The sequence below is a fragment of the Nostoc sp. genome (genome assembly GCF_036917655.1).
In the GTDB taxonomy this organism is placed as follows: Bacteria; Cyanobacteriota; Cyanobacteriia; order Cyanobacteriales; family Nostocaceae; genus Nostoc.
Genome location: NZ_JBALCY010000039.1, coordinates 20,176 through 36,999 on the forward strand (window position 1 = coordinate 20,176; position 16,824 = coordinate 36,999).

At 43.4% G+C, this 16,824-nt stretch carries 15 protein-coding genes, 1 tRNA gene and 1 pseudogene; 5 read left to right on the forward strand and 12 right to left on the reverse strand.

From position 1 onward, the window contains the following. The first annotated feature begins 318 nt into the window (after positions 1 to 318). Positions 319 to 687 (forward strand): hypothetical protein, encoded by a 369-nt coding sequence (locus V7K30_RS15400; RefSeq protein WP_335000572.1) that lies wholly within the window; start codon positions 319 to 321, stop codon positions 685 to 687. Here V7K30_RS15400 and V7K30_RS15405 read toward each other — a convergent pair. Both V7K30_RS15405 and V7K30_RS15410 read right to left on the reverse strand, forming a co-directional pair. Beyond that, positions 684 to 3,668, reverse strand: a complete 2,985-nt coding sequence (locus tag V7K30_RS15405) for a CHAT domain-containing protein (protein ID WP_335000574.1) — start codon at positions 3,666 to 3,668, stop codon at positions 684 to 686. The two genes, V7K30_RS15400 and V7K30_RS15405, sit on opposite strands and share 4 nt — an antisense overlap. After that, complete coding sequence (locus V7K30_RS15410) at positions 3,601 to 3,933, reverse strand: hypothetical protein (protein ID WP_335000576.1); 333 nt, start codon at positions 3,931 to 3,933, stop codon at positions 3,601 to 3,603. Before V7K30_RS15410 ends, V7K30_RS15405 begins: the two co-directional genes overlap by 68 nt. Between V7K30_RS15410 and V7K30_RS34260 the strand changes: the two genes are divergently transcribed. Together V7K30_RS34260 and V7K30_RS15415 are read left to right on the forward strand one after the other, a co-directional pair. Further along, entirely contained in the window at positions 3,906 to 4,295 is a 390-nt protein-coding gene (locus tag V7K30_RS34260; RefSeq protein ID WP_442941069.1) for a hypothetical protein, read from the forward strand. The genes V7K30_RS15410 and V7K30_RS34260 overlap by 28 nt on opposite strands. Before the next feature lie 127 nt (positions 4,296 to 4,422). Further along, complete coding sequence (locus V7K30_RS15415) at positions 4,423 to 4,860, forward strand: hypothetical protein (RefSeq protein ID WP_335000578.1); 438 nt, start codon at positions 4,423 to 4,425, stop codon at positions 4,858 to 4,860. A 324-nt stretch (positions 4,861 to 5,184) separates the two neighbouring features. Here the strand turns inward: V7K30_RS15415 and V7K30_RS15420 are convergent. Next, positions 5,185 to 5,256, reverse strand: a tRNA-Thr gene (locus V7K30_RS15420). 33 nt (positions 5,257 to 5,289) lie between these two features. On the opposite strand from V7K30_RS15420, the gene V7K30_RS15425 reads away from it, so the two are divergent. After that, positions 5,290 to 5,583, forward strand: coding sequence for a DUF3493 domain-containing protein (locus V7K30_RS15425; RefSeq protein ID WP_335000580.1), 294 nt, complete (start codon positions 5,290 to 5,292; stop codon positions 5,581 to 5,583). 137 nt (positions 5,584 to 5,720) lie between these two features. Here V7K30_RS15425 and V7K30_RS15430 read toward each other — a convergent pair whose 3' ends face one another. After that, positions 5,721 to 6,422 carry an ankyrin repeat domain-containing protein gene (locus V7K30_RS15430; RefSeq protein WP_335000582.1) on the reverse strand — a complete coding sequence of 234 codons (702 nt, stop codon included), beginning with the start codon at positions 6,420 to 6,422 and terminating at the stop codon, positions 5,721 to 5,723. Positions 6,423 to 6,551: 129 nt separating this feature from the next. Continuing rightward, positions 6,552 to 8,243, reverse strand: coding sequence for a DUF1565 domain-containing protein (locus V7K30_RS15435; protein WP_335000584.1), 1,692 nt, complete (start codon positions 8,241 to 8,243; stop codon positions 6,552 to 6,554). Positions 8,244 to 9,027: 784 nt separating this feature from the next. On the opposite strand from V7K30_RS15435, the pseudogene V7K30_RS15440 reads away from it, so the two are divergent. Continuing rightward, a pseudogene (locus V7K30_RS15440) lies at positions 9,028 to 9,497 on the forward strand (alpha/beta hydrolase). On the opposite strand, the gene V7K30_RS15445 reads toward V7K30_RS15440, so the two are convergent. From V7K30_RS15445 to rimP, 7 genes are all read right to left on the reverse strand, one after another. Continuing rightward, positions 9,494 to 9,691 (reverse strand): hypothetical protein, encoded by a 198-nt coding sequence (locus tag V7K30_RS15445; protein WP_335000588.1) that lies wholly within the window; start codon positions 9,689 to 9,691, stop codon positions 9,494 to 9,496. The pseudogene V7K30_RS15440 and the gene V7K30_RS15445 overlap by 4 nt on opposite strands. 183 nt (positions 9,692 to 9,874) lie before the next feature. Next, the gene (locus V7K30_RS15450; RefSeq protein ID WP_335000590.1) at positions 9,875 to 10,495 is read right to left on the reverse strand and encodes a low-complexity tail membrane protein; all 621 of its coding nucleotides are present in this window, start codon (positions 10,493 to 10,495) and stop codon (positions 9,875 to 9,877) included. A gap of 105 nt (positions 10,496 to 10,600) precedes the next feature. Next, positions 10,601 to 13,753 carry a translation initiation factor IF-2 gene (gene infB / locus V7K30_RS15455; RefSeq protein WP_335000592.1) on the reverse strand — a complete coding sequence of 1,051 codons (3,153 nt, stop codon included), beginning with the start codon at positions 13,751 to 13,753 and terminating at the stop codon, positions 10,601 to 10,603. A 135-nt stretch (positions 13,754 to 13,888) separates the two neighbouring features. Beyond that, positions 13,889 to 14,197: a hypothetical protein gene (locus V7K30_RS15460; protein ID WP_335000594.1), complete on the reverse strand. Its 309-nt coding sequence runs from the start codon at positions 14,195 to 14,197 to the stop codon at positions 13,889 to 13,891. Between the two features lie 36 nt (positions 14,198 to 14,233). Continuing rightward, entirely contained in the window at positions 14,234 to 14,503 is a 270-nt protein-coding gene (locus tag V7K30_RS15465; protein ID WP_335000596.1) for a YlxR family protein, read from the reverse strand. 148 nt (positions 14,504 to 14,651) lie between these two features. Further along, complete coding sequence (gene nusA, locus V7K30_RS15470; RefSeq protein ID WP_335000598.1) at positions 14,652 to 15,926, reverse strand: transcription termination factor NusA; 1,275 nt, start codon at positions 15,924 to 15,926, stop codon at positions 14,652 to 14,654. A 226-nt stretch (positions 15,927 to 16,152) separates the two neighbouring features. Next, positions 16,153 to 16,614: a ribosome maturation factor RimP gene (gene rimP / locus V7K30_RS15475; RefSeq protein WP_335000600.1), complete on the reverse strand. Its 462-nt coding sequence runs from the start codon at positions 16,612 to 16,614 to the stop codon at positions 16,153 to 16,155. Positions 16,615 to 16,824: the final 210 nt, after the last annotated feature.

The window sequence follows — 16,824 nt, forward strand, 5'->3', positions numbered from 1 at the left end:
TGTAGGGTGCTGTTTTGCGCCGCACACCAAAATTACTCCTACTGTTGATGTAATGTCAGCGTCATATCTCACGCGATGTGCAACTTATTCTTGGAACCCCTCTCCAAACCTCTCCCCGTTGGCGTTAGCCTGTCGTCAGACAAGGGTCGAGAGGCTTTAAGTCTTGCTCCCCTTCCCTCTCTTCGAGACGCTGCGCGAACGTAGGGAAGGGGCTGGGGGTTAGGTTTGAGAGAAAGTTGCACACCGCGTTATCTCTAAATTCGGCATTAAATGTATAATTGCTGAATATTTGGTATATTTATTGGTTAAAACTATTAAATGATTACTCTTACACCAGAGGAAATTAGTCAGTTTCGCAGCCAGTTGGCGGATAAACCCCAGGCTTTAGCAGCTTTGGATACCATAGAAGAGTGTGAAGGCTATTTAGAAGATGCTGTTCCACTGCTGGTTATGCGGGAAACTGCACGGGGAGCAGATAAATCGTTAAATGATTTGCTTGAAAAATGCCGTCAATTCATTTGTCAAGAGGAAATTAGAGAATTTTTGGAATCTGGATTAATTGCTCCAATTATAGAACCATTGGCTGTTAGTGCAGGCATTCCTCTGGGTACTGCGACTGCACTTAGCATATTGGTGTTTAAACTAGGTGCGAGAAAGTTTTGTAACGTACCGGAATCTGGTGCTTAAAGCCCAGAAGCTGTAAATCCAGCCCAGTAGTAGGGATTTGCAAAAGGTAGGGGTTGACGTTGCTTAATTAGTTTCAAAGATTCTTTAAATATGATACGTTGTCCTACTCTTAGTTGAGCAAGGACTTTTTCAATTTGAGGTTTGTGTTCCTCTAAAAATCTGTCTAATTCTTTAATAGTCAGATTTCGCAGCCAGTTTTGAGCTTGTTTCAGGGCGATCGCAATATCTCCTGCTTCCAGGTTATCAGGTTTGACTAAGTTTTCGTAGAATTTAATCATTAAAAAGCTGGTGGATAAGTCATCTACTTTCCAGAGAGAACTAACGACACTGGGACTACCTGCTAATAGAAAACCGCTAGGTAAACCAATATATTCATCGCTAGTATTTGTATAATCAATCAATCCAGTTTCGCAGGCGGAAAGGGTGACGAGGCGACATTTATCTAATTTGAGAGTGAAGATTTTATCTAAGGTAAGGCATTTGTCTAAATCGTTGGTTTCCCCTGCTCGCACATTCAGATAACGTTCGGAGTCGGGTTTTGTTGGTGTGTCTGCGATAGGTGCATCTGCCAAAATTAGGGCTGATTTACCGGGATTTGCTAAGTTAAAATACCCGTGGCAGCTAAAGTGGGCGCAATGGTAAGTATTTAAGTCAGTATTATTAATTGCTGTGAGTGTCGCTGCTGTTTTTTTCAGGACATTAGCAGTATTAAAGTAGCTTTGAATAACTTGTACTTCTAAATCTGTATAGTTTAAATCGCCTGTGGGGTTTTGAATCGCAAACAGGGATTGAAAATCAGGACGTTGGCGCTGTTGTACCTGTTGCAGTAGTTGACAACTGGGTGCATAACTCACACCACCAGCAAATAAATCCAGAAGACAGCGCGAATTTTCAGCATTGTGATTGACTGGGAGTGCATGAAGGGGGAATAAATGCAGGAATCGATGGGGAATTAGGATGAGTTGATCGCAGTGCTTTGGTATCTGGTTTAATATTTCATCTATGTGCAGAATTGAGGCTAATTCTTTGAGTGATTCTCCTAAGTTATTAAGCCATTGGTGTTTTTGCTCATAGTATTTTTGTAAATATTTATCTATCCAATTATACAAAGCTTCTCGGTCTTCTGATTGGGATTGCCAAACTGTCACCTCTGTTGTTTTTGTGACAATAAAAGCCAGAATTTTTTCGTTGAGAATATACCACTCAATAATGGCTGTATGCTCATTTAAAGTAGGCTGGAATGAATCAAATTTGAAACCATAACCGACAGGTAAATAGCGGTTTTGCAATTCATTACGCTGCTGTCGCAATTCTTGGAGATGTTGTGCTAGGAATTGGGGATTTTCAGCTTTGCCATTTTGGATTTGATATTGTCCTACGGCTATTTCATCTCTGTATTTTTCTAGTTGAGTGAATACTTCTGGAGGGAAGATGGTTTTAGAGTCACGTTCGAGGATCTGTTCAACTAAATTGCGGGTTTTACTACGTTCAACATATTCAATTGCTTCGGTAATATTATCTAATTCCGTACAAACTTCTACTATGCGCCTATAAAGTTTGTTCCATTCTTCTGCTTGTTTGCGTTTGCTTTCATCGCCAGAAATAATTTCTCCTCGTAATGATTCGACTGTTCGGATGGCAGAATTAAAGGTGGTATAGGCTTTAGTTAACTGTTGTGCTTCTTGATAGAGAATACCAATATTACATAAAGTTAATACATAATTTTGCGGAAACCTGGCATAGGTGAATACTTCTAAAGCATTGGTACAGAATTCAATGGCTTTTTCAAAATTTGCTCTTCTATCCCCCTGTATTCTTTGACGGTAAGCGTTCCCCAAATTATTCTGCATCATTGCCCATTGTTCTGGAAAATCAGTGCGGCTAAATACTTCCAAGACAACACAAAAAATAGCGATCGCATTTTCGATATTTTCTTCTCTATCTTCCTTTATTCTGTCAAGGTAAGCATTTCCCAAATTATTTTGCGTTGTTGCCCATTGTTGAGGAAATTCAAAGCGGGTGTATACTTCTAAAGCGGCAGTATAAGCAATGATTGCATTTTCGATGTTCTCTGTTTTATCTTTCCTTTGTCGTTCAATATAGGAATTCGCCAAGTTATTTTGAATCATTGCCCATTCTGATGGTAATGTTGAACGTGTTATAACTTTTAATGCTGCGTCATAAGCTTTGATGGCACATTCCAAATTTTCAGGCCTATTTCCTTTTATTCTGTAAAAATAAGCATTCCCTAAATTACTGTGCGTTATTGCCCATTCTTGTGGAAATTTAGAGCAGGTTATTATTTCTAACGAACTGGTAAAATTTTTAATAGCGGATTCCTGATTTTCTACTCTATCTCCCTGTATCCTCTGAGAGAAAGCAATGCCCAAATTATTTTTTATCATTGCCCATTTTAGTGGAAGCGCAGTACGGGTAAAGAAGATATTTAGGACTATTTCATAGCCAGCAATTGCAATTTCTATGTGACTGGTTTTGTCTCCCACGAGTAACTCTAGAATCAGAGTACTCAAATCATTGATATCTGACGCGATAGATTTGGCTTCATCTGGTTCTGCTTGTATCAGTTTATTTTGTGCCCAAGCTCGGAATACTTTTGCAGAAATATTATCGATTTTTTTGATATCTGCTACAAGTCTTTGGGAAACTACTTGCACGTTATCTCTACTATCTGCTGTTACTTTCAGTACTTGCTCTAAGAAATCTAAGTATTCTTTTTCTATGGCAGTCGATGATAATTTAGTATAAACCCCAAGTTGCTGCCCTGCTATATTCATTAAACGATTAGCTAGGTCTAATTCGCTCTGCTTTAGCAGATGACTTGCTCTTTCCAGCATCTTTTGTACTAAGCCAGCATCAAGTAACTCTTGGTTTGCTGCTAAAATCTCTGATTCTTCACCACTGGGGGAATCTAACAGGCTGCGAATAAGGTTGAGATAAGCTTGCTGACGCTGTTCGTTCATGGGTAAGGGCGTGAGAAATCACACTATTATAGTGTGTGAAAAATTTAACACCAGTATCCCAGATTTCGAGCAAGTATAGAATTTCATCACAGGTGATGCGTTTCTGACGATGAAAGAACCTCGTGGATGGGCGATAAATCATCACAAAGACGCGATAAATCGCCGTCTCTACGAAAGATTGATTATTGTAGAGACGGCGATTCATCGCGTCTCTTGCCTTAACCGAACAGTATTGCGATGCCTGGGTTGGGCTACGCCAACGCATTTGTTATTTCGGGGTACGCGTTTGTTATTTCGGGGTACGCGTTTGTTATTTCGGGGTATGCGTTTGTTATTTCGGGGTATGCGTTTGTTATTTCGGGGTACGCGTTTGTTATTTCGGGGTACGCGTTTGTTATTTCGGGGTATGCGTTTGTTATTTCGGGGTACGCGTTTGTTATTTCGGGGTACGCGTTTGTTATTTCGGGGTACGCGTTTGTTATTTCGGGGTACGCATTTGTTATTTCGGGGTATGCATTTGTTATTTCGGGGTACGCATTTGTTATTTCGGGGTATGCATTTATTGATTTTGTGATTACTGTTGCTGATTGTACTTATTCTAAAACAACAAATCGATATGAAAAATGAGTAAAAACACAGGCAAACTCGTAATTATTTCGTTGAACTTTTAATGAAATAAATCCACAAAACTACCCATCTCAGGGAAAAGGATATTCCACTATGTTGAAAAAGGATTATAAAAAAAGGATGTCTCATGTCTTTAAAAACTCGTGGTTCTGCTGCTATTGACAAAGCCCAACTTCGTCTCGCCTTGCTTAAATCTATTGATGAAAATCTGGATTTAGGACATGGGTTAACTATTGAAGCCTACAACCATCTAATCAACACTACCCGTGCGATGGTAGAAGCTAATAATACGCTGGTGTCCAATCTGGAAGAATCGCGTAAAACAGTAACCCAGATGGATAAAGCCCTCTCCGAAATATCTGAACGAATGCTAAGTGGAGTTGCAACTGTCTACGGCAGAAACAGTATAGAGTATTCCAAAGCTGGCGGCTCTAATCGAAAACGAAATAAACAATCTAGTTCAAAAGTTACTCCACTTATAGCAGTTCTTACTACTCAACCTACTCAAGCTGCAATTGCCAATGCGTCAACTAACGGTAATAGCACAACTCCTTTGCTGCAATAATCCACCTGACTTGAAAATGGGAGTAGGGGTAGTTAAATCAGTACTGTCGGGTGCGTTATGATGAAATCCGTAACGCACCATTCGTAAGTATTTGGTGCCGTACTCTCGCCGATAATAGGGGTTTAAATCTATCTAAGCTCCATATATAAATTGTTGCTTTCCAGAAAGATGACAATAATTTGTCACCAATACATACCGAAGCGAATTACTAGGTTTGATGACAATAATTTGTCACAACGACATCAATGTGTCACCGACTACAGATAATTAGTCACTGTACATTAATTTATGTCAAACTTGACTATTAAATAATAATTTAATCAAAGCCGATGATGGGATTTGAACCCACGGCCTGCTGATTACGAATCAGCTGCTCTACCACTGAGCCACATCGGCGTACACAATCTATGAGTATAACACGATTTAATCATGGTAGATCAAAATCCTAAAAATCGGCTTAACCCTGAACAATATGCCAGCCTCAAAGCAGAAATAGCTGCTCCCTATCGCGGCTTACGACAATTTTTCTACATCGCTTTTGGTGCTTCTGGCTCACTTGGTGCATTTGTCTTTTTCTTCCAAGTGCTTGCCGGACGGGATGTTGAGAGTGCTTTGCCTAGTTTAGCTCTCCAATTAGGAATTGTTGCTCTAATGGTTTTCCTCTGGCGCTGGGAACAGCGTCGGGAACAACGTCCCCAGTCGGGTAAAAATCCTAATTCTTGAAGGGAGAAATTTTAGCTGTTAATTTTTTTACCTTGATGCCAGATTCAAATGCCACCAGTTGAAATTGAAACTGGGCATCGATAACCCTGTGTTAACATTATCGCCACAACACCCAGACTAGGGCAATTTAAAAAACGTTAATCAAACTTTTTAGAGTGTGGAAATAGCTCATCAATTGCTTGCTCAACTAACCTGAATACAGGTTCAGGATACTCCGATGCATTTTGGGTTACTTCTTCAAGGAACTGATAGCTAATGGTTTTAATATCAGCACCTTTCTCTAAGAGTAACTGAGTGAAGAGTGAATGCTGGCGTCTACCGAGAGCAAGTGTTAGAGGTGTAAGTCCATCATGATTTAAGTAGTTAACATCTGCTCCTCGCTCAATTGCTTGTTTGACCTCAGCAACTCTACTGAGTATGAGAGCATGAATCAAAACTTCATTTGGATGCAATTTTTCAAAGCCTTTCTTCCTCGCATTTCTTGCTTCTTGCCACCGGGGTATAGCCTTAGCAAATCCTTCTACCTGTTCTTTTGAGTCCCAATGTCGAATAGAAAACGATCCTTTTAGCTTTGGTAAATAGACATATCGTGCCCGCCAATTCGTTAGTCGCTTCTCATGGATAACCATTTTGACTAATCTGGATGAGCCACGATGACGACCTGCAACAACTATTTTCTCGTAACCATCACCCCAAGTTGGAGCAGAACAGTAAACCTTTGTATTTGGACTGAAATGCTTTGTCCCATACCGGATTTCATGGTTTTCACCAAACGGTTGCTCCGAAATAACATTTGCAACTAGATACCACTCAAGATATTTTTCAAATTGCTCAGTCATGCTTCACTTCAGATAGCCATTAAGGATAATTTTATCGCAAGTTACTGATTTGACAATCTGAGCAATGTATTTGGAAGCGCCAGACTAATAATTTGTTAGTCTGGCGCTTCCAATTTGCTAACTAGGCATTTACTGAACTGTTACCAAATAGGATGAAGGAATTGGTTGAGCGCGTCCAGCATTGACGAGTGCCTGGTAAACAAAGGCAGCAACTTCGGCTCTAGTCGCTTCACGATTAGGATTGAGCTGCTTCACTGTGGGATAGTTGATCACTAGTTGCCGTGCAGTTGCCGCAGCAACAGGTGCGATCGCATAATTAGGAATCTGGGCAGCATCCGTGTAAAAAGAAAGGATATTCTGATTACTCGTAGTTAAGCCCAAACCATTAGCTAAAGCGACTAACGCCTGCACTCTTTGAATTTGCTGCTGTGGCTTAAAAGTGCCATCGGGATAACCAGAAACAAATTGACCCTGGTAAGCAGATTGAATTGCAGCATAAGCCCAGAAATTGCTTGCTACATCCTTAAACTTAATGGCTGGGCGTTTGGCTGGTGGTGTTAGGGCTTTAGTGACAATAGCGGCGAATTGAGCGCGGGTTACAGGTTCATTGGGTTTAAAACTACCATCAGGAAAGCCAGCAATAATATTTTGCGAGGCTAAAGCTTGGATGTAGTTTTTTGCCCAGTAATTTGCTGGCACATCTTTAAAGGCACCAGTCCCTCCAGGAGGTACGTTAACACTTGCAGCAACAAAATCTACTGAGCCAAAAATCTTTTTCTGATCGATATCGTTGCCAACAGCGACAATTTTACCGGTTTTGGTGGCGTTGTTCACATCATAACGAGTGTTATTGCGGATAAGATTGCCACCAGGATTTTCGTTGGTGCCAAGATCAGGTAAAGCATTAACAGTTGCTACTACTCCATCCCGCTTATTGTTCTGAATGATATTCTTACGCAATACGGGCTTCGCTGACTCCGAGATAAAAAGACCATCTTGGTTTTCGATAATTTGGTTTTCCACAATTAGGGGTGTGGAAGTGCCACCGATCGCTAGACCAAAACCAGTATCCTGAAATAAGTTATTGCGAATTTCTCCTTGGGAAGTTTTCGTAATTGAAATCCCATTGCCTTTGTTTTGCACAAAGACGTTACTTTCAACTTTGGGATTGCCAGTACCCGTAACAAAAACGCCCTCTCTAAGACTGTTAGTAAAAGTATTGTTTTTGATAATGGGATTAGTTGACTCTACCCACACACCCGTACCCCGCGCATTTGGATTGGTGACGGTGACACCGGTGATCGTGGTATCTTGATCGGCAAGGATGGTAATATCCTGTCTGGCAAAGGAGCGACTAGTGTAGAAACCTCCACCTGTAATCAATATCGCCTGACCTTTACTAGCTTCATCACCCCGCAGTGTTACCCCTGGTTTCACCAACAACGGGAAGGTTTCGCCACTTTCTTTGTTATAGTTCCCAGGTGCTAATTGAATAACTGCACCTGGTTGGGCTTGACTGAGAGCAAAACTGATACTTTTGTAGGGTGCAGCTGACGTTGTACCAGCACCAGCACTATCTGCACCAGTTGTTGGATTAACGTAAATCACTGCGGCAGTTGCGGGAGCTTGCGCTGTGAGAGTTGGGGCAATACCTTCTGCGTGAGTAGCACCAGCATTAACCTCACCAAGTAGTATTGACCCACTAGAAACAACTAACAAAGCCGTTAGTCCGGCTCCTACGCGTAAAGTATAACTGAGATGACTGCTTGAAAAAAGGCGAAAATTTTTCGCTAGAGAAATGTGAAAACCCCGATCTTTCATTTTTTGAGTCTGTGATGTGCTGAATTACGGTATGTGGAACAAGGTTGAAGGTAGCGGCCTTGTAGCTGCTCTAAAACCCATGCAAAACTATACTGGATGATTAGCACTGATTCAGCTAAATTCCTTAGATAGATCACAGAACTTATACATTAGTTATATTGTTTTATTTAGAAAATTCTACTAGTACACTTTAGCGGAGGTTTACCTACCTTCAACCAGTTGCTCTGAGCAACTTGTCTTGTTAATTGAGATGGTAGCTGGATTTTCGCGATGCTCTAATAGGGGCTTTCGGGACGAGGCAATGTCTACGACAAGTCTCTCGCTGCCTTGTCTAAGCGCTCATCCGCCTCCGCTACGACTACTGAATTATTTATTTTTTGCTATTCCCTAAAGCCAGATGTCGTAACTAATTTTGCTGGAATATGATCACAGCAAAAGCAAACCTATTGGAAATCGGGAGAAATGCGTTTTCAATTTTTGGCGCGACGCATTGACAAAAAAGACAAAATATGTTGGATCGGAAAAACCACATTTGTCGTAGGGGCAATTCATGAATTGCCCCTACGACGTGGGTCTATGTGGCATCGAAGAATGATTAATAAAAGCCTAAAACGACCTATGCATGGTAAATGCATACCATGATTGATTTGTACAGTGCGTAAGTCCTATTTTTGACACTTTTTTGCGATCGCTATTTATCAAAGGATGATTCAGAAAAGCCTGAAATGACGCATTTTGGTTAATGCACAAGATAAGAAATTTGTACAGTGCGTAAGTCCTACTTTTGTCCACTCCTGTCTTTGGTGCGGAACGAGTAGTGCTGAAGTATGGTACTTCCGTGAATCACTTTCTGTGGAAGAACTATCCACCTTTGCCCAAACAGGTGAACTTTCACGTTCACTACGAGTTAATTTGGCTTTGGTGCGACAAGACCCCAAAGCCATTCGTCAATATTTAACGGAGTCGGTGAAGGTAAACCCTGTATTTTTAGATAGAGTGCTGAATAGCCAGATTGGTAATATTATTTTGGATCAAATTAGTCAAGTTATTTCTACACCGTCTCGCAGAGCAGACCGACAGGCTTTGCGAGCTGCGTTGGTACTTTCTGCGACTCAAGACGGGCAGGTGTCGCTGATTGAAATTATTAAGAATTATCCCACAAATGAAGTGGAAGTTGATGGCGATCGCTTGCAGGGTGCATACCGTCAACTCCGTCGCTTGCAAACAAGCTTACAAGATTTATTTGGTGTTTAGTAAGCTAAGGTTTCTAAAGTTTCCCTTAAATACCGTTGTACCTGCTGTTCCAGGCGAATTCCTTGTAATTGAGCATCGCGTTCTAGTTGCCAGCGTTGAAAACCGGAACTAGTAGAGATCGCGCATTTGAGGCTATGCCAAATTTCAGTATCAGCAGAAAATTGGCGATCGCTAGAAGCTGGAATTTGAGCCATAGTTCCTCATTCCTTTGTTTTAACTTCAATAGTAACTGGGATTGGGCAATTCAATTTTGGATTTTGGATTTTAAATTTTGAATTTAATTTCAATCTAAAATCCAAAATCTAAAATCTAAAATTCTTGCTCCCTGCTGCTTATTTCTAACCTCTTAAAGTAAAATAATATTACTTTGAGGGTTGCTACGAATCTGGATTAATCCTAAACAGGGATTGCAACAAGCGGGGCACGATTTGATTAACCCGCACCCCTAAAATTGTGAAATCCTGCTTAATCTTTTCTAAAGATAATGGCTCTATGCCAGCGAATTCTGTGTCATTAGTCACCAAAACTCGCATTACACTCACAGGTATTTGTAAAAATAGATTGCTACCCAAAAAGGCTAATCCCGCAAGCACTAGTGCAAGGCTGCGCCATTGGGGGAGGAATTTAGCTGAATTTGCTACTAATGGGGCAATTTGGTAAAGATGCCACAGCACCCAAACCGACAATACTGCTGCCACTAATGCCAGGATACGATTTAACTTTGTATTAATTAAACAGAGGATTTTTCGCTGCCGCTCAGTCAGATTTTCTGGCTTTAGGGCTATTCCTAAAAGAGCAAATATATAAAAAGGGCGACGTAACTGCATCCATAGCAAGGGGAGAATACCAATGGCGGCAACTAAGAATAGCTCCATCCAGACTGGCAAAAACGGCTCGCCCACAGACAAAAACAATAAGCAGAGGACTAAAAAAACAGGCAACGTCGCCAATCCAGCGACGTGAATCCACAAAATAGGTTCAGAGCGAAATGAATGCATATTATAAAAAGTTGTGAGTTAAGAGTTAGGAGTTAGGAGTTAAAGGCTGCTAACTCCTAACTCCTAATTTATCACTCCTAACTTCTAACCATTTTACCCTCAACACTATCTCGTTAAGGTGAGAGTGCGGCGCTTCGTAACCATTTGATAGGATTCGATGATGTCACCTTCAACCCAATCATTGAATTTATCCATGCCGACACCGCATTCATAACCGGCGTTGACCTCACGGGCATCTTCTTTCATCCGTTTTAGGGAGTCAAGGACGCCTTCAAAGATCACCTTACCGTTGCGTCGCACCCTGACTTTGCAGTTGCGAACTAGCTTGCCAGATTGAACGTAGCAACCGGCAACAGCACCGCGACCGACTGGGAAGACGGCACGGACTTCGGTTTGACCCAAGGGTTCTTCCACCAACTCTGGTTCCAAAAGACCTTCCAAGGCATCTTGGATATCTTCCAGGAGTTTGTAGATCACGTTGTATTCCCGGACATCCACACCCGCTTCATCGGCGGCTTGTCTAGCCCCACTGGCGAAGGTGGTGTTGAAGCCAATAATCACAGCGTTACTGGCAGCTGCTAAGTCGATATCTGTCTCGGTGATTTCCCCAGCAGTAGCCAACAGCATCCTGATTTGGACTTCGTTTTGGGGGATTTGCTTGAGCGCTCCCACAATGGCTTCCACGGAACCTTGTACGTCTCCCTTCAAGATCAAGTTGAGTTCTTTCAACTCGCCTTCTTGTGCTTGAGCCGACAGGGTTGTAAGGGTAACACGACCTTGCAACAGGCGGGATAGGCGTTGTCTGTCTGCGCGATCGCTAGCGAGTGCTCTGGCTTCTTTCTCATTCTGGAAGACCTCGAACTCGTCGCCTGCTGCTGGCACATCACTTAAACCTAGTACCTCGACAGCAAAGGAAGGAGAAGCAATGTCTACTCTCTTGCTTCTGTCATCCACCATCGCCCGGACTTTACCGAAGGCCGAGCCAGCTACTAATATATCTCCCACATGCAGGGTGCCATTCTGAATTAGCAGGGTAGCAACTGCTCCCTTGGCTTTATCCAGATGTGCTTCAATTACAGTTCCTTTGGCGGCACGATCTGGGTTGGCTGATAGTTCTCCAACCTCTGCTACCAAGAGAATCATCTCTAAGAGCGTATCTAGATTTTCACCTCTGATGGCGCTCACCGGAACCATGATTGTCTCACCACCCCAATCTTCTGCGGTCAGACCATACTGGGTCAGCTCTTGTTTCACCCGCTCTGGTTGTGCCCCTTCTTTGTCAATTTTGTTGATTGCAACGACAATTGGCACTCCTGCGGCTTGAGCGTGGCTAATGGCTTCAATCGTTTGGGGACGGACACCATCATCAGCAGCCACGACTAACACGGCAATGTCTGTTACCCGCGCTCCTCGGGCCCGCATTGCTGTAAAGGCTTCGTGACCAGGAGTATCCAGGAAGACTATCTGCTGCGGTTTGCCCTCATGTTCCACATCCACATGGTATGCACCAATGTGTTGAGTGATACCACCAGCTTCGCCAGCAGCCACTTTTGTTTTGCGGATTGAGTCGAGCAGGGTTGTTTTACCGTGGTCTACGTGACCCATAATTGTCACGACTGGTGGACGGCGGTGGAGATATTCTCGGTCTTCTGCGCCGACCATTTCCGTAATTTTCCGAGCTTCTGCTTCTGGCTCGGCGGTTTCGACTTCTATTTCTAGTTCTTTTCCTACCAGGGTAATTGTGGGAATATCCAGATTTTGGGTGATACTCACCGCCATGCCTTTGAGGAACAGGATTTTCACAATCTCTGTATCGGCAACGGCTAAAACGTCAGATAGTTCTTGCACAGTCAACGGCCCTGTAACCACCACTTTTGCTGGACGGTCACGTTTTGTCTCGGCTTCTTGGCGACGGTTTTGGTGATGGTCGCGGCTGGAACCAGACTTGGAACCAGACTTTCTCGCTCTTGCAGTTGGGGCGCTAGCAAGGGTTGCGCCTGGCATCTGTACAGGCCGAGTCGCTTTAGGTTTTGGAGGACGGGCGATGGAAAGGCTGACTTGGACGGTGGCTGGTGAGTCGAGATCGTCATCATCCAGCAAGTCTTCTTCAAACTCGTCATCAAGTATCGGCTTGATCCGCTTGCCTTTGACGCCAGCTTTAGCCTTCTCTTTAACTTCGTCAATGATTTCCTCTTCTACCCACTTTTTGCCGCCTTTGGTCGGGCGAGGCGGACTTGGGCGTTTCAAATCGAGGAGATCAGGTGCGACTGGTTCATCACCCAATCCTTGAGATTTGCCTGCTATTCCTGACATCTGTCTGGGTGGAGTAGCGATCGGCATTGCAGCTGCTACAGCTTCACCTGGACGGGCTGGCCTGGGTCGTTGCCCCTCTCCTAGTTGTGATGGTGCAGATGGTCTATTGCCCCTCTGCTCTGGTCTGGTGGGTGAAGGGGTAGGACGAGCCTGTCTTTGTGATGCAGCTTGTGGGGACTGGTCAGTTGGCAGTTTAGCGACTTTTGGCTTAATTTGATCGCGATCGCCTTCGACGGGTCGTAGTCGTTGGTCGCGTTTAAGGATCGGTTTGTCTGCCTGAGATACTTGCTGCTCATCTGCCACCTGGGCTTCTTCTGCCGCAGGTCTTGCTGGAGGAGCAACTAGTTGCGGTTTGATCGGTTTTTCCGATTTCGGTCTGGGTGGAACTATTTTTTCCGGTTTTTGGCCTGCTATTTTTTCCGGCGCCTGATTTTGATTTGGCGTTTCTTCCAAGTCTATGACAGGAGGTTGCTCTTGGGTCTCAGATTGATTCCGGGGTACAGGTCGAGTTGGTACCGTCGGCTTCATGGGTGAGACTGGTGTAGCGAAAGGCCGTGGAGGAGAGGGAGGATTAGCTTCAGACAAGGCAGCTTGGGTATTGTTAGCAAGTGACGCCTCTGGGGCGTTGGAGGTAGTATTTCTCAATATTTTGGGTTTGCGTATTTCCAAAATTTGCTGTTTGTGGGGTGCAGCAGGTCGCGCGAGTCCACCGTTTGGTGGTGAATTTGGTTTATGGCTGGTTGTACCTAGTTCCTTTTTGGCCGAAACATTCGTAGCTGCTAGTTTTTCTGCTGCTGTACGGATGTTTTCTGCCTCAGATTCTGAAATCGTGCTGCTATGGCTTTTGACCGCAATGTTGAGCTGGTCGCAAATTGCTAATAGCTCTTTGTTATCCAAATTCAATTCCTTTGATAATTCATAGATTCTAACTTTGCCGTTGTTCATCCACTCTTCCCCTTTAATTTACAGTTTTAGCGGATGGTTGCCTGGTTTGCGACATCTCCACCCTTGGATTACTGTTTTTAGACTGCCGTTTAGTTTTTGCCGGTGCCTCCAATCAGGAAAGAGAGATGTTTCGGTTTAATAATGGCATCCCCACCAGGAATGATGGTTGAGTGACACCCATAAAAATTTTTTAAATAAAAGATTTTTATAGGAACCCTTGACGCCGAACTGCGCCTGAGCGCTACCAGGTTGCCATTTTGTAGTTTCTTGTTTTGTTGATTCTGAGTCTTCCACAACACAATCGATTACATTTTGCTCTGGGAATGTTGCCTCGCCCCTCATTAATTGGAGAGCCGAATGCCTTTTACACCCATTTACTATTTTGGCACTAACCTTAACGATCAACAGAGAGTGTGATGAAAGCGCGACTTCGCCTTTCGACACAATTCCTCTGCTGATTACGTCACAAAGTTGTTCCAACTAAATTTGGTTTTGGGTATTACTGCTGGCTAGACGTTGCAACAAGCTTTGGTACAGTGTTTCTGGCACTGATGCATGTAGCGATCGCCCTAGTCGATTTTTTTTTTGAGCCGCTTGTAAGCAACCCGTTTCTGGACAAATATAGGCAGAACGCCCCATGCCCTGATCTAATTGTACCTTTCCCGATGGAAAGACGCGGACAATCCGCCAAAACTCATCTTTTGAGCCTACTTTCCGGCAACTAATACAGCGCCGATAATTTGGTTTCATCGATTCTCTGTGATTTCACTCCAGCATTCTGGGTGTAAAAAGAAGTTTATTATTACTATTTTTTACTTATACCAAGTAGCTTTTGAGAAAATAATCCTTGAGACTGAGACTACAATCAACAGTATCAAAACTTTACAAAATTAATCAATTATTCATCATCGTTACTGTCAAAACTATCCTCCTGTAATTCGTCCTCATTTTCATCCTCTAATTCTTCCTCAAAGTCAAGCTCATCTTCCTCTGGTTGATATTTTGCTCTGACAGCTGTAAATTTGGCATCCTCTCCTGCATAGTCATACTTAGCTTTGTCTTTGATGTCAATTTTCCAACCAGTCAGACGGGCTGCCAAACGGACATTTTGTCCTTCTTTCCCAATGGCCAAACTCAGTTGATCTTCAGCTACAAGTACATGAGTTTGCCGAGATTCTGGGTCCATGAGGCGCACTTCATCCACTCGGGCTGGACTTAAGGCATTAGCGATATATGTGGCTGGGTCTGGCGACCAACGAATTACATCTATTTTTTCACCGCGTAATTCGTTGACTACCACTTGAATTCGCGATCCCCTGGCTCCGATACAAGCGCCTACTGGGTCTACATCGCGATCAAGAGTATCTACTGCTATTTTAGTCCGGGGGCCTACATAACGGGAAGGGGGGTTTGCCTCCCTCGCTACGGCAACAATCCGTACCACTTCATCTTCAATTTCTGGGACTTCGTTGGCAAACAGATAAACCACCAAACCAGCATCAGCACGAGACACAAGCAACTGTGGCCCTCGTTGCTGACCTTGGGAGACTTTTTTGAGATATACCTTGAAGGTGGCATTGGCCCGATAATTATCGTTAGGCAGTTGTTCCCGCTTTGGTAATTCAGCTTCTACTTCTGGCTGACCAAAGCCACTGCTAACTGCCAGAACTACTGATTGCCGTTCAAACCGCAGGACTCTTGCTTGCAAAACAGTTCCTTCTAAATCTTGGAACTCTTCTTGCACCATCTGGCGCTGTTGATCCCGTAATTTTTGTGCAAGTACCTGCTTGGTTTGCATCGCCGCCATCCGACCAAATTCTCCTTGATCTGGGGTAACATCCAGCACCACAGAGTCTCCTAACTGCGCTTCGGGAGCTACTTGTTGAACTTCGTCTAGGGAAATTTGATGGTCTGTGTTATTGACTTCTTCGACAATGGTTTTGGTGGAAAGAACGCGAAATCCTTCTCCTTCAATATCTAGTTCTACTTCAAAATTCTCAAAATAATCTTCGTCAAACTGTTTGCGCTCTAAATTTTGGGCACGACGATAACGTTCGTAGCCTTTGAGTAGTGCTTCTCTAATAGCTGATTGAACTGCAAGACGGGGTAAATTCCGCTCGCGACTTATACTTTCAATTAATTCTTTTAATCCAGGTAAAGTAACCATTGACATAAGCAATCTCCTTTAAAAATTAGGGAGTGGGAGAGACGCGATTAATCGCGTCTGTACGGGAGTGGGGAATAGGGACTAAAAACTATGCATTATATAGAGCTAGGGATTAAAGAATAGCTTTACACTTCTCTAATCTCTAGCTCCTAGTTCATAACTTCTAGCCCCTAAGCTCTAGCCTTGAGCGAATCGCACTCTAGTCTCTAACTCCTAAGCCCTACCCCTTTGTTCATCGGCGCTCGTCTAGCTGCACCTTAGTAATTAGGGAGCGGGGAATTTCGACTACACGACCTTTTTGGTTTAAGTAAAGTGTTGTCTCATCCCGGCGAATCAACTGACCAATCCACTCTTGTTGTCCGTCGTAGGGGGGCGTTGTGGAGATAATTACAGGAAATCCTTTAAAGGAAATAAACTCCCTGTCTGTTACCAGTTGCCGCGAAATACCAGGACTAGACACTTCCAAGACGTAGGCATCTGGAACGATTTGGGCAGTATCTAAGGAGGCTTCTAAAGCACGGCTCATCCTCTCACAATCATTCAACCCAGTGTCTTGCTGAGGATTGCGAATGTCTACCCGCAACACTGGTGGACTTTGGTTAGTGTGAAAAACCACGCCAACCACTTCCAATCCCAGTTCTTCTGCCACTGGTGTCGCCAAATCAATAATTTGTGGAATTAAAGGATGAGCCATGAGAGATTTCAATAAAAAAAGTGGGCATCGACCCACTTCCTGCGATAGATATATCTTCCAAGAAGTCTTGTGACGAACCAATGATGATTCGCCTAATTCGAGTTTAGCGCATTTCTTTTATAAAGCTCTCGGTAAGCGTAAAACGAGCGCGTCTTCTCCCAAGGGGAGACGCAAGCGCGAACAGACCTGAGATATAAGCGACTCGTGTGA